Origin of the sequence: Marinobacter sp. C2H3, from assembly GCF_037080155.1 — a bacterium.
In the GTDB taxonomy this organism is placed as follows: Bacteria; Pseudomonadota; Gammaproteobacteria; order Pseudomonadales; family Oleiphilaceae; genus Marinobacter.
Genome location: NZ_JBBBNZ010000002.1, coordinates 411,798 through 425,342, shown reverse-complemented (window position 1 = coordinate 425,342; position 13,545 = coordinate 411,798). Strand labels below are relative to the sequence as shown.

The window sequence follows — 13,545 nt, the reverse complement described above, 5'->3', positions numbered from 1 at the left end:
TATGCTCAAAGAAACATCGTCAGAGGAATTCCTATGACCCTTAAACCCGAAGAAACCACGCACGAATACCCGATGCTCCCGCTGCGGGATGTCGTGGTGTTTCCGCACATGGTGGTTCCGCTGTTCGTTGGCCGTGAGAAGTCGATCCAGGCACTCGAGGCCGCCATGGAGGGCAGCAAGGAAATCCTCCTGGTGGCGCAACGGGATGCCTCCACCGACGAGCCCCAGCCCGACGACCTGTTCGACATGGGCACCCTGGCCACCGTTCTGCAGATGCTCCGCCTTCCGGACGGCACCGTGAAGGTGCTGGTGGAGGGCAATGCGCGAGCGTCCATCACCGGTATGGCGGAGGGGGATTACCTGTCCGGTCACGCGGTGGTTCTTGACGAGGATGCGCTGCCAGAACGTGAAGAGACCGTTCTGGTGAAGACGCTGATGGACGAATTCGAGAAGTTCGTCAAGCTGTCCAAGAAAGTGCCGTCGGAAGTCTCCAATGCGCTGACCGGCATCGAACAGCTGGACCGGCTGGCGGACACCATGGCCGCCCATCTCGACATGCAGGTGCCGGAGAAGCAGGAACTGCTGGAAGCGCTGGACGTTCGCCAGCGCGTGGAGCTGTTGCTGGGCAAGCTGGACAGTGAGATTGATCTGATCGAGGTGGAAAAGCGCATCCGCGGCCGGGTCAAGAAGCAGATGGAGCGCAGCCAGCGCGAGTACTACCTCAACGAGCAGATGAAGGCCATCCAGAAGGAAATGGGCCAGCTCGGGGAGGGCGGCGGTGATTTCGAAGAGCTCGAGAAAAAGCTTGAGGAAGCCGGCCTGCCGGAAGAAGCCCGCAAGAAGACCGAGGCGGAGCTGAACAAACTGAAGATGATGTCGCCGATGTCTGCGGAAGCCACCGTGGTCCGTGGCTACATCGACTGGATGCTGGCGGTGCCCTGGAAGAAGCGCAGCCGTGTCCGCCACGACATCGAGAAAGCCCGGGAAATCCTGGACCAGGACCACTACGGGCTGGACGAGGTAAAAAAGCGCATTCTGGAATACCTCGCGGTCCAGAGCCGGGTCAAGAAGGTGAAAGGCCCGGTGCTGTGTCTGGTAGGACCGCCGGGTGTGGGCAAGACGTCCCTGGGGCAGTCCATCGCCAAGGCCACCAACCGCAAGTACACCCGCATGGCCCTCGGCGGCGTACGGGACGAAGCGGAGATTCGCGGTCATCGCAAGACCTACATTGGCGCGCTGCCGGGCAAGCTTCTGCAGAAGCTGTCAAAGGTGGGGGTTAAGAACCCGCTGTTCCTGTTCGACGAAATCGACAAGATGGGCATGGACCATCGCGGTGATCCGGCGTCGGCCTTGCTGGAGGTGTTGGATCCAGAACAGAACCACACCTTCAACGACCATTACCTGGAGGTCGACTACGACCTGTCCGATGTGATGTTCGTGTGCACGTCCAACTCCATGGACATTCCCCAGGCGCTGCTGGACCGGATGGAAATCATCCGCATTCCGGGCTACACCGAGGAGGAGAAGGTCAACATCGCCCTGCGCTACCTGCTGCCGAAGCAGCTCAAGGCCAACGGCCTGCGCAAGGGCGAGCTGAAGATCCCCGAAGAAACGGTTCGCGATCTGATCCGCTACTATACCCGGGAAGCGGGCGTGCGTGGTCTCGAGCGGGAAATTGCCAAGATCTGCCGTAAGGTGGTCCGCGAGCACGTTGAGGCGGGTGAGAAGGCGTCCGTTACCCTGACCCCGGACATGCTCGAGGACTACTCCGGGGTCAAGAAGTTCAAATACGGCCTGGCGGAGGAGAGCGACCAGATCGGCCAGGTGACCGGGCTGGCGTGGACCCAGGTGGGGGGCGAGCTGCTGACCATCGAGTGCGCGCTGACCCCGGGCAAGGGCCGCGTCGTCAAGACCGGCTCCCTCGGCGATGTCATGCAGGAGTCCATCCAGACGGCGCTGACGGTGGTTCGCAGCCGCGCAGCGGGGCTGGGCATTCCCAACGATTTCCACGAAAAGCACGACCTGCACATCCACGTGCCGGAAGGGGCCACCCCCAAGGATGGCCCGAGCGCGGGCATTGGTATGTGCACGGCGCTGGTGTCGGCGCTGACCCGGGTTCCGGTCCGGGCGGACGTTGCCATGACCGGGGAAATCACCCTTCGGGGCCGGGTGCTCGCCATTGGTGGTCTCAAGGAGAAGCTGCTGGCGGCCCACCGTGGGGGCATCAAAACCGTGCTGATTCCTGATGAAAACGTCCGTGATCTCAAAGAGATACCGGAGAACATCAAGGCATCACTGGAGATCCGCCCGGTCAAGTGGATTGATGAGGTTCTGGACCTGGCCCTGGCGTATCAGCCGGAGCCCCTGGCCGATGTGTCCTCCGGCGAACCCGGACCGGGGAAGACCCGGGATGAGGACGCCGATGGGGCAGAACGCATAAATACCCACTAATGACCCGTTGAGTTGTTGACACGCCGGAGAGCCCGTTGGTATAACTGTTTCGCCGTGAAGCAGCCTGTACCAAGGGCTCCCGCGCCGTACGAACCTATTCCGATCGCCGGTTAACAGCCGCTGGATCACCCGTTAACAGCGGAAAGGAATAAGAAGACAGAAGAATGGAATTCTCGGAACGCTTATGCGATAGTCGAGAACGTCCGCGAAAAACCAACCTATAACATCTTCAACCTGAAATCGAAGGGGTTTAGTGTGAACAAGTCCGAACTTATCGATGCAATTGCAGAGTCTGCTGATATCTCCAAAGCCGCCGCTGGCCGCGCTCTGGATGCCATGACGAACTCCATTACCGGCGCCCTGAAAAAAGGCGATCAAGTCACCCTGATCGGCTTTGGCACTTTCGCGGTCAAAGAGCGTGCCGCCCGCACCGGCCGTAACCCGCAGACTGGCGCGGAAATCAAGATTCCGGCCTCCAAAGTGCCTGGTTTCAAAGCAGGCAAGGCCCTGAAAGACGCCGTCAAGTAACGGTTCTTTCTGAGGCGGACTGCCCGAACGCAGGCCGCCGAGAAGAATTGAAGGCGCATTCCGGCAGGGTGCGCCTTTTTACGTTACGCGGGGCGCACGGCGCCGGTGACGTAAAGCACCTTCGCTCCAGCACCATTACCAGTCCACGCAACACCGCACGACCTTGACAGGGATTCGGACGAACCATGCTTCAAGATATTCGGGAAAACGCCCAGGGGACCATCGGCAAGATCATCATCGGCCTGCTGGTTATTGTCTTTGCCGTCTGGGGAATCGACGCGATCATCGGCGGCTTTTCCAGTGAGCCGGAAGTGGCTACCGTCAACGACCAGCCCATTACCGAGCAGGACTACCTCCGGGCGGTTCAGCTGGAGAAACAGCGGCGCCTCGCCCAGATGGAGAACGCGGATCCCTCCATGCTGAACGAAGACCAGATCCGCAAGGACGTGCTGGAGCAGATGGTCCGAGAGGCCACCCTGAAGCAGGACGCCGAGGCCCAGGGCCTGCAACTGTCCGATGCCGATATCGACGCCCTGATCACCCAGATGCCCCAGTTCCAGGACGACGGCAAGTTTAACGCCGACCGGTTTGTCGCCACGGTCCGCAACATGGGCATGGGCGTGGGCGAATTTCGAGGCATGCTGCGCAAGCAGTACGTCGTCAACCAGATTCGGGCCGGCATCGGCCAGAGTGGCATGGCCACCGAGGCTAACGCCACCGAGCTGTTGCAGATCCAGAACCAGACCCGGGACTTCCGGGTGCTGACTATCCCGGCGTCTGCGGTGGTGGATAACGTGTCGGTGACGGACGAGGACATCAAGGCGTACTACCAGGACCACACCGATCAGTTCATGCAGCCCGAGCAGGTGGATGCCGCTTACATTGCCCTCTCTGTCGGCGCTCTGGCGGACACGGTGGACGTATCGGACGACGAGGTGAAAGCCGCCTATGAGCAGAAGAAAAGCAGCCTGGTCCAGGAGGAGCGTCGCGCCGCTCACATCCTGATCAACGATGGCCCGGACGCTGAGGACACCATAAAGACCATTCAGAAGCGCCTTGCGGACGGCGAGTCCTTTGGCGATCTGGCGAAGGAATACTCCATTGATACCGCCACCGCCGACAAGGGCGGGGAGCTGGGTTACGCTGGCCGCGGCGTGTACGACCAGGACTTCGAGAACGCCCTGTTCGGGCTGAAGGAAGGCGAGGTGTCCGGGCCGGTCAAAACCCAGTTTGGTGTGCACCTGATCAAGCTGGAAGACATTCGCCGCAAAGATGCGCCGTCCCTTGACGAAATGAAGGACCAGCTGCGGGCCGAGATTGCCGGCAAAAAAGCGGCCGAGAAGTTTGCCGAAGTCCGCTCCAAGCTCGCGGATTCCGCCTACGCGGCGGACGATCTCGCCACGCCAGCCAAGGAGATGGGCCTGGAAGTTCGAGAGGTCAAGAACATCACTCGGGACGGCGGCCCCGCGCCGTTTGATCATCCGGGGCTGGTGCGCCAGCTGTTCTCCGACGACGTGCTCAATGGCGGCTACAACACTGAGCTGGTGGACGTGGGTGACAACCTCGCGGTGGTCGCCCGGGTGCGGGATCACCGGGAAGAGCGTCAGCGCTCTCTGGATGAAGTCAGCGCCGACATCCGTGACCGCCTGACCCTCGAGAAGACCCGTGAGGCCCTGGCCAGCCGGGCAGATAGCGTTATTGCCTCCCTGAAAGATGGAAAATCTGTCGAGGGAGACTGGGCCAGCTACAGCGATCAAGGCCGCAATGGCGCGGACATCCCGACACCGGTGGTCCAGACCGTGTTTTCCCTCGGCCGCCCGGAGGCGGGTCAGCCGGTGTATGGCAAGGCCGTTGCCGATGACGAGGCCCGTGTGGTCGAGCTGACCAAGGTCACCCCGGGCAAGGTCGACAAGGACAGCGAGGATTACAAGCGGCTGTATGATTTCCTGGCGCGCCTGGAAGGCCAGCGGGAGTATACCGCGTACCAGCAGTACCTCCGTGACCAGGCCCAGGTCGAGCGGAACTGAGAGGGCGCTGCCCAAACGGGGCACACCGCGCAGGAGAAGAAAGGGAGCCAGTGATGGCTCCTTTTTTTTGACGTCGGGTTTTATGACGTCGGGTCCCTGTGGTGCGCCTCAGAGGCTGAATACGGCGACGGATAGGCCCGGTACCGTCACCTCGGTACCGGTTGCCCCGGCGCTTGAGCCCGGTGAGGTGTCCAGGGCGACGGTGGGTGTGCCGGCCAGACCGTGGGACAGTGTCTGGGGCGCAGGCGAGCCATTGATGACCACCACCAGATCGCTTCGGGCGCCATCCAGATCCGCGAGCGATACGCCGTCACCGTCCTGGAGGTGGAAGGCGATTACGCCGGGAATCTGCCCGGGCCCGGTGTTCAGGAACGTCAGGCGATCTTCCACCGCCTGGGCGGTCTGTAGCCGGAACAGCGGGCTTTCGTGGCGCAACGCGAGAAGGGCGGAGACCTGGTCAACGGTGTAGGCAATGGCAGCCGGCGTCGGATCGGCGCTGCCGGCACTGGACGTAATCACCGATTCGATCAGCGGCCAGTTGGCGCCGTCCTTATCCTGCCGGGGCAGGCCGCGGTTCCAGGCGCTGCCCTGGGCGCTGAAATCAACGGCGTTGAACCAGTCTCCGGAATCGTAGCTGTCCCGCTCCATGGATTTGGAGCGCAGGAGTTCGGATCCCATCTGCAGGAACGGCACACCTTGACTCAGCAGCGGAATGGCCAGCGCGACCACCTGCCGCTGGGCACGCACCATGACCGTATCCGTGTAGGGCGCCTTGTACTGGTTGTTGTCCCACAGGGTCTGGTTGTCGTGCTTGGACACGTAATTGATCAGTTCCTGGGGATCCGCCGTGTAGCCAGCCGCCTGGCCGTTGTAATCAATATCGGACGCCCGCGTCACCGTGCCGTCGGCCGTGGTGAACGTGTAGTCTTTCAGACCGCCGGCGATACCCACGCGAATCCAGTCGGCCTGGGTCAGCAGGGTGTTGAGTTCGTCGGCGGAGCCGCTGTTCAGATCGTTCGGCGCGGTGTAAAGGCCGCTGGCAAAACCCTGGGTGCGGCGGATGGTGTCTTCACTGTCGAAGGGGCTGCCCCCGCGGACAGCGTCCCGGAGTCGGTCGTTGAACGAGCCGATGCCGGTCCCTGCCAGGTTGGCCTGGACGGCGTTCACGCCCCGAGCATTGTCTGCGACTTCGCCGAAGTTCCAGCCCTCCCCATAGAAATACGTGTCCGGGTCAATCGCCTGTACAGCGGCCAGGGCCTTCTCCATGTTGCCCAGCATGTGGTGGCCCATCAGGTCAAAGCGGAATCCGGAGATCTTGTAGGCGCGGGCCCAGGTCACCAGGGAATCGATCATCAGCTTTTCCATCATGGCGTGCTCCGAGGCGGTGTTCTCGCAGCAGGTGGATTGCTCCACCGCCCCGGTTTCCGGATTCAGACGGTGGTAGTAGCCCGGCACGATCTTGTCGAGCACGGACCGGTCCGCCAGCCCGGACGCGTTGGTGTGGTTGTAGACCACGTCCATCACGACGTTCAGGCCGAGCCCGGTCAGGCCTTTGACCATGTCCCGGAATTCCAGGATGCGGGCGGCGCCGTCCGCGTCACTGGCGTAGCTGCCTTCGGGCACGGTGTAGTGCACCGGGTCGTAGCCCCAGTTGAAGCTGTCCAGGCTTCGGAAGGTGCTGTACAGGGCCTGGGCATCGCCGCTCAGGGGATCGTAGCTGGTCAGTACGCTGCGTATCGTGTCACTGCTGCTGCACTGGTCCGCATAGGCTTCGGCGGCGGCGTCCGACAGGGCGCACAGCCTTGAGAACGGGTCGTCCAGGTCCACCCGCTGGGCCGGATCTTCATTGATAGTGGCTATGTCAAAGGCGGGTAGCAGGTGCAGGTGGGTAACGCCGGCGTCGGCCAGGGCCTTCAAGTGGGCAACGCTGTTCACCGAGCCGTCGGCGGGCAGTGTGAAGGCTTCGTACTTGCCTCGCTGTTCTGCCGGCACCGTCGTGTCGCCGGCGCTGAAATCCCGGATGTGGGTTTCATACACCACCACGTCTTCCGACGCCGCAACGCTTGGGGGCGTCAGGGTGTCCCAGCCAGACGGCTTCAGGTCGTTGTCGTCCAGGTTGACCACCTGAACATACTGGCCGTTGGTGGACAGGCTGAGGGCATACGGGTCCGACGCCATGGCGGTTTCCACCCGGCCGGTTTCCGGGTGATAGGCGGTAACCTCGTACTGATAGTACTGGCGGTCAAGCTCCGCGCGGCTGCCGGTGTAGCGCCAGACGCCCTGATCCTGGGTCATGGTGACCGGGAAGCCGGGCAGGGGCGCGTGGGTGGCCTGGTCAAACGCGTGCAGCCGCACCCGCTGGGCGGTAGGCGCCCAGACCGCAAAACGCACGTCGGCGCCGTCGACGGTGGCGCCGAGATCGCCGCTGTAGGCGTAGAGGTCGTCCAGTACGCCGGGAATCTGAACCTGGGTGGCGGTGACCAGTTCGCCGGCGCCATTAAACGCCAGGGCCACCAGCTGGCCCTTCAGCGCCTGTTTTATGGTGGCCGTATCCGCCTCCACGGTGTAGGCGTCCCAGCCGGCCAGGTGGGGGAATCGGCTGGCCAGCTCTGTGGGCAGCGTGGTCCGGCTCAGGGCGAGCGTCTGGCCGCCGGACACCTGGCCTGTAACGTCGATGCGGATATTGGCACCCGGGTCATAGCGCAGCTCCACACGGCTGAGGTTGCCGGTGTCCTTGAATACCAGCGTGGTGGCGTCCAGCCAGTGGGCGCTGGCACCGGTAATGGTGACGGCCTCCGCCTGCAGTGGGGTCGTGGACAGGTCGGCGCTGCCGCTCAGGGTGAACAGCCGCTGGCCGAGGGCATCGAACGACCAGCGGTGATCGGTACCACCGATGTCCTTGGTGTCGCCCTGGTGGACGATGAAGTTCAAGCAGTCGCCAGCCTCGCGCATGGGAATGCGGTAGTAGGCGCCGTAGGTGGCGCTGATGCCGTCCGGTTGCCGGGGTGCGCCCCAGTCAGTGGGGACATTGTCGGCCAGGCCGTCGCAGCCACCGGCGGTATCGTTCCAAAGGTGCAGTCCCCAGCCGTCGTATTGGCCGTCAGGGCGTTTGTAGTAAAGCAGGGCTTCGTCCGGGCCGGGTTCCAGCAGGGATTCGGCCTGGGGGGTATCTGGTGGGCTGGCGCGGGTGTCCGTGGTCGCAGTGCCGCCGCCGGAATTGCAGCCGGCCAGGGTGAGCGAGATGGTCAGGGCGAGCGGGAGGGCCAGGGCCCAGCCGCCCGGAACGCGATGTCGTTCAGGCATGGGAAACATCCTTTCTTTCCTCGGGTTGTTGTTGTTTGTGCCTCGGGGGCAGGTTCATGGTCCCCGTGGCGGCGGCCGCGAACATCCTTCCTGGTGAGGTTTTTTTGGGCGTAGTCAGTGTCTGGAGCGGGGCGTATGACGCCATAAGCGAGGGTGGTAGCGAAGCGGCCCGGGCGTTCGTGGCAGGAGCGGGGTGGGGCGAATGGGGAGGATCCCCGGCCCAAAAAAAAGGGCCGGCAAAGGCCGGCCCAAGAGGTCCAACGAGAGAGTGTGTTACAGACTTACCACCAGGCTTCGAACTGCGCGCCGACCTGGATATCACCGTCGATGCCTTCGCCGGAACGGGCTGCCTCGGCCTGATCGCCGAAGAACGAGGCCGCGTACAGGCGGATCACCGGGCGGGCCCAGTAACCATCGCCGGCCTGCCATTGCTGGGCAATGGCGACCTTTTGCAGATCGTTGGATTCGGCGTTGACGGCGGAGTAGGTCACATCGTCGTAGCCGATTTCGATGGCGGTGCTGGACACCGGTGTCCAGTTGTAAACCGGGCGGACCACCACGCTGAAGCGCTCGGAATCATCGGCCGCGCTGTTGTGGGGTTTGCCCACCTGATACAGCGCCGAGTAGCCCAGGTCCCAGTTGCCGGCCAGATTCACCACCCCGTGGTCGAGTACGCGATAGCTGCTTTCAAGGTAACCGGCGACGTTATTGTTGTCCACCCGGCCGCCACCGCCGGCTTCAAACGCGGAGAAGCCCATGGAGTCGGCGCCGTACTGGAGCACCAGCTTGTTGAAGCCGCCCATGAAGCCAGTGGCGAGTTCCGCCATCAGGTGATAGCCGTTCTTGTCTTCAATACCGGCGTCTTTCTGTTGGTCGGTGAGATCGGCCATGCCGTAGATGCCGGCCAGGGTCAGGGTGCTGCTGCCAACGGGGAAAGCGTAGCGGAGGTCCAGCTTGTTGTTCTGGACGACGTTGTCGCCAACCGGGTTATCGTGGTTGATGAACGCAACGGACAGCTTGCCGGGGCCCGCGCTGATATTCTCCACGCCGGTGCCGTAACCGGAATCGTTCAGGTAGTAGAAGTCCAGGTGATGGACATCGAGGCGCTGGTAGTAGCGCTTGCCGGCCCAGAGCGTCGCGCCGGGGAGTGATTCGATGACGTTGTTGGCAGAAACGTAAAGCTGACGCAGGGCGATGTCGCCGCCGCCGTACGGGTCGGAGCTGTTGCGGCTGACGGAGTCGTTGGCGAAATCCACCCCGTTGATGTTGTTGCCGCCGTTCAGGGCCTGGTAGTCATTGCCCTGGTTGTTGGCGCTGTAGGCGACCATGGAATCAAAACGGAAGGTCTTACCGTCTTTGTTATAGAGCTCGTCACCCAGACCAATCTCCGCGTAGGTGTCGCACTCGTCGGCAAGGCGACCGACGAAGTGACCGCTGGCGCCATTACCCAGGCAGGTTTGCTCACCGCCGCTGCCCAGGTTGGTGGAGGAGCCGGCGCGGGCGTAGCCGTGGAAATCGACCGCCAGGGCCGGAGTGGCCATGACCGCGGCAGCAATGGCGGCGGCCAGCGGGAGCTTGTTTGCCAAGAAGCGCTTGTTGTTTTGCATCGTCTATTATCCTGTGCTTTTTGTCGTTCTTGAAATGTCAGGGAAACCGGACGTCTATCCCATTCAGGTCTTGCCAGGCGTCCGATTCCCGGGATTGCAGCTTCTGCCAATCGACATTGGGAAACCGGCTTTCATCGTCCGGCAGCGGCCCGTCAAACACATCCTCCGTCGGGAAGAAAATGGGGGGGTAGATTCAGGGGGGAGGAGGGGCGTAGAAGATCGGATAGGGCAGGAGGGGCACAACGCCGGGCCCCTGTGCCACACTCTGATCCGATCGCACGGCCCGCCCGGCGGTCAGTGGCCGGCCTTGGGCAGGCGGGTGGCCTTGAGGCTCTCTTTGATTTTCTTCAGGTGGCCGAGGAAGTCCACGCCTCGCTTCAGCGTCACGCCGGTGGCGAGAATGTCGATCACCGTCAGGTGAATGATGCGGGACGACATCGGCATGTACACCTCGGTGTCCTCCGGGGCGGTGACGCCCAGTACCGTGGTGCAGCATTCAGCCAGCGGCGACTCCGGGTTGGTGATGCCGATGACCGTGGCGCCGTTCTGGCGGGCAATCCGGGCGATGTCGACGGTTTCCTTGGTGCGGCCGGTGTAGGAAATCAGCACGATGACGTCGCCCACCTGGGCGCCGGCGGCCACCATGCGCTGCATCAGCGCGTCGTCGTAGGACATCACCGGAATGTTGAAGCGGAAAAACTTGTGCTGGGCGTCCAGGGCCACGGAGGCGGAGCCGCCCATGCCGAAGAAATTGATCTGCTTGGCCTGGATCAGGTAATCGATGGCGGTGGCCAGCGCTTTGGGGTCCAGGGACTGGCGGGCCTTGTCGAGGCTGGCAATGGTGCTCAGCATGATCTTGTCGGCGAACTCGGCCACGGTGTCGTCCGCCTCGACGTTCTGGCCGACGTAGGGGGTGCCGGTCGCGATGCTCTGGGCCAGGCGAATCTTGAAGTCCGGGAAGCCGGTCGCGGAGAAACCCCGGCAGAACCGGTTGACGGTCGGTTCGCTCACATCGGCGGCCCGGGCCAGGGCGGCGATGCTGTAGCGGGTGGCCGCGGTGGGGTCCCGAAGGATGGCTTCAGCCACCTTGCGCTCGGATTTGTTCAGCGTGTCGAGCCGGAGCTGGATGTCTTCCAGCAGATTGTCGTCACGATGCGCCTGGTTTGAGGCCATGAATGGTGTCTCCCTGCGTCTGGTGCCATCGTTATACAGCGTTTTATGGATGGATCCGCGCCTGCCGTTACCGTTGCGAACGCAGACGCGGGGCGATTATACCGCGTTTCGCCCCGTTTTGGCGTAGTAAAAATGTCAATTTTGCGAAAGCGCCCTTGGAATATTTGAGATTGCCTGTCATTATTTGTTTAAAATTACTACATTGGCCCATGTCCCGGTGACAGTCCCGCCGACATGACGGGCCCTGGTGGAATGGAGAGAGAAGGAACCGATGGTCAACAACACCCACACCCGCTGTGACCTGATGCTGTTTGGCGCCCTCGGCGACCTGGCCCAGCGCAAACTGTTTCCGGCCCTGTATCAGTTGGACCAGGCCGGTCTGCTGGATGCGGACAGCCGCATTCTGGCGGTGGCCCGCAACCCGATGGACGCGCCGGCGGTGCGGGACCAACTGCTGGGCAAGCTACGGGAGCATGTAAAGCCCCACGAGTTTGACGAATCCGCCGCCACCCGGTTTCTGGAGCGGGTGGACTACTACTGCCTGGATTTCGGTGATCCGGCCGGCTACGACGCCCTGCGGGAATGGCACGATCGCGCCCGGAGCCAGCTGATCGTCTACATGGCCACGCCGCCGTCCCTGTATGGCGTGATTGCCCGCAACCTGAAAGCGGCCAGTTGCTGCGACGAGCAGACCCGTGTGGTGGTGGAGAAGCCGATCGGCCACGACCTGGACACCTCCAAGGTGATCAACGACGAACTGGGCGAGGTCTACAACGAGAACCAGCTGTTCCGCATCGACCATTACCTGGGTAAAGAGACGGTCCAGAACCTGATCGCCCTGCGCTTTGCCAATAACCTCTTTGCCTCCCAGTGGAATCAGGACCACATCTCCCACGTGGAGATTACCGTGGCGGAAAGCGTGGGCATTGAAGGGCGCTGGGGCTATTTCGACAAGGCCGGTCAGATTCGCGACATGGTGCAGAACCACCTATTGCAGTTGCTCTGCCTGATTGCCATGGACCCCCCGGCGGATCTCTCCGCCGACAGCATCCGGGACGAGAAGGTGAAGGTGCTCAAAGCCCTCCGCAAGATCACCCCGGAGCTGATGGAAACCCATGTGGTGCGCGGCCAGTACACGGCGGGCACCATCCAGGGCAAGCCGGTTCCTGGCTACCTGGAAGAAGAGGACGCCAACCGAAGCAGCCGCACGGAAACCTTCGTGGCCCTGAAGGCGGAAATCGAAAACTGGCGCTGGTCCGGCGTGCCGTTCTACATCCGCACCGGCAAGCGCCTGCCGGAGAAACTCTCCCAGATCATCATTCACTTCAAGCCAGCGCCGCATTACATTTTCGATCCGGATCAGAAGCACCTGGCCAACAACAAACTCATCATCCGGCTTCAGCCGGACGAGGGCATGTCCCTGAACATCCTCACCAAGGACCAGGGCCTGGATAAAGGCATGCGCCTGCGCCAGGGCCCTCTGGAGCTGACGTTCTCCGAAACCTTCGAAGCGGAGCGCATCCCGGACGCCTACGAGCGTCTGCTGTGGGAGGTGATGAAAGGCAACCAGTATCTGTTCGTGCGCCGGGACGAGGTGGAATACGCCTGGCGCTGGGTCGATCAGGTGATTGGCAACTGGCAGGACGCGGGCAACCCGCCCAAGCGCTATGCGGCCGGCAGCTGGGGCCCGGTGGCGTCCATCGCCATGATCACCCGGGACGGAAGGAGCTGGTATGAAGATGCCTGATCTGGCCCTGCCCGAAGGCGTCCGTTGGCACACCGGCGAATCCCCGCAAGCGGTGGCCCACGACCTGGCGGATACGGTGGCCGGTGTACTGAGGGCTCGGCTTGAGCGGCCGGGCCGGGCCTCCCTGGCGGTGTCCGGCGGCTCAACGCCGTTACCGTTTTTTGAAACGCTGGCCCGGGCTGGCCTGGACTGGTCGAGAGTCGACGTAATGCTGGCGGATGAACGCTGGGTGCCGGAGGACAATCCGGCCAGCAACACCGCGCTGGTGCGGCGCCATCTGTTGCAGGGGCCAGCCTCAGCCGCCCGATACCTCAACCTCAAACAGCCGGGCCAGACGCCGGCCGAAGGCCTGGCCGCGGTCAACGCCGAGCTGTCGCAGGCGAGCTGGCCGCTGGATGTGCTGGTGCTGGGCATGGGCAACGACGGCCACACCGCGTCCCTGTTCCCGGACGCGCCCGAGCTGGCGCCGGCTCTAGATCCGAAGGGCGCGGAACGGGTGGCGGCCATGAACCCGCGATCCCAGGCCGAGGCGCGCATAACCCTCACCCGCCCGGTACTGGCGGCAGCGGGTTTCACCGCTCTGCACCTGAAGGGGCGAGACAAGCTTGAGACCCTGGGCCGGGCCCTGGCGGCGCCGGCAGACGAAAGCGATATGCCGATCCGGGCCTTTCTCCGGCCCGGGCTAACGATTTACTGGAGTGAATAAGCC

The 13,545-nt window shown here is 62.9% G+C and carries 8 protein-coding genes; 5 read left to right on the top strand and 3 right to left on the bottom strand.

Annotated features, from left to right (window positions below; genetic code table 11):
• The first annotated feature begins 33 nt into the window (after nt 1-33).
• The 3 genes from lon (at nt 34) to V3388_RS06990 (ending at nt 5,006) form a co-directional block, all read left to right on the top strand.
• Nucleotides 34-2,451 carry an endopeptidase La gene (lon, locus tag V3388_RS07000; RefSeq protein ID WP_336366816.1) on the top strand — a complete coding sequence of 806 codons (2,418 nt, stop codon included), beginning with the start codon at nt 34-36 and terminating at the stop codon, nt 2,449-2,451.
• Between the two features lie 255 nt (nt 2,452-2,706).
• The gene (locus V3388_RS06995) at nt 2,707-2,979 is read left to right on the top strand and encodes an HU family DNA-binding protein (protein ID WP_336366815.1); all 273 of its coding nucleotides are present in this window, start codon (nt 2,707-2,709) and stop codon (nt 2,977-2,979) included.
• Between the two features lie 185 nt (nt 2,980-3,164).
• Complete coding sequence (locus tag V3388_RS06990; RefSeq protein WP_336366814.1) at nt 3,165-5,006, top strand: SurA N-terminal domain-containing protein; 1,842 nt, start codon at nt 3,165-3,167, stop codon at nt 5,004-5,006.
• Nucleotides 5,007-5,114: 108 nt separating this feature from the next.
• On the opposite strand, the gene pulA is transcribed toward V3388_RS06990, so the two are convergent.
• The 3 genes from pulA to V3388_RS06975 form a co-directional block, all read right to left on the bottom strand.
• The gene (gene pulA / locus V3388_RS06985) at nt 5,115-8,309 is read right to left on the bottom strand and encodes a pullulanase-type alpha-1,6-glucosidase (RefSeq protein ID WP_336366813.1); all 3,195 of its coding nucleotides are present in this window, start codon (nt 8,307-8,309) and stop codon (nt 5,115-5,117) included.
• Nucleotides 8,310-8,590: 281 nt separating this feature from the next.
• Nucleotides 8,591-9,916 (bottom strand): maltoporin LamB, encoded by a 1,326-nt coding sequence (lamB, locus tag V3388_RS06980; protein ID WP_336366812.1) that lies wholly within the window; start codon nt 9,914-9,916, stop codon nt 8,591-8,593.
• Between the two features lie 294 nt (nt 9,917-10,210).
• Nucleotides 10,211-11,089, bottom strand: a complete 879-nt coding sequence (locus V3388_RS06975; RefSeq protein ID WP_336366811.1) for a MurR/RpiR family transcriptional regulator — start codon at nt 11,087-11,089, stop codon at nt 10,211-10,213.
• 271 nt (nt 11,090-11,360) lie between these two features.
• Between V3388_RS06975 and zwf the strand changes: the two genes are divergently transcribed.
• Nucleotides 11,361-12,836, top strand: coding sequence for a glucose-6-phosphate dehydrogenase (gene zwf / locus V3388_RS06970; RefSeq protein ID WP_336366810.1), 1,476 nt, complete (start codon nt 11,361-11,363; stop codon nt 12,834-12,836).
• Nucleotides 12,829-13,542, top strand: coding sequence for a 6-phosphogluconolactonase (pgl, locus tag V3388_RS06965; protein ID WP_336367295.1), 714 nt, complete (start codon nt 12,829-12,831; stop codon nt 13,540-13,542). The genes zwf and pgl overlap by 8 nt, the downstream gene beginning before the upstream one ends.
• Nucleotides 13,543-13,545: the final 3 nt, after the last annotated feature.

Coding starts and splice junctions, on each gene's coding strand:
- V3388_RS06975 (WP_336366811.1), bottom strand. CDS start 11,089: ATGGCCTCAAACCAGGCGCATCGTGACGACAATCTGCTGGAAGACATC.
- zwf (WP_336366810.1), top strand. CDS start 11,361: ATGGTCAACAACACCCACACCCGCTGTGACCTGATGCTGTTTGGCGCC.
- V3388_RS06990 (WP_336366814.1), top strand. CDS start 3,165: ATGCTTCAAGATATTCGGGAAAACGCCCAGGGGACCATCGGCAAGATC.
- pgl (WP_336367295.1), top strand. CDS start 12,829: ATGCCTGATCTGGCCCTGCCCGAAGGCGTCCGTTGGCACACCGGCGAA.
- lon (WP_336366816.1), top strand. CDS start 34: ATGACCCTTAAACCCGAAGAAACCACGCACGAATACCCGATGCTCCCG.
- pulA (WP_336366813.1), bottom strand. CDS start 8,309: ATGCCTGAACGACATCGCGTTCCGGGCGGCTGGGCCCTGGCCCTCCCG.
- lamB (WP_336366812.1), bottom strand. CDS start 9,916: ATGCAAAACAACAAGCGCTTCTTGGCAAACAAGCTCCCGCTGGCCGCC.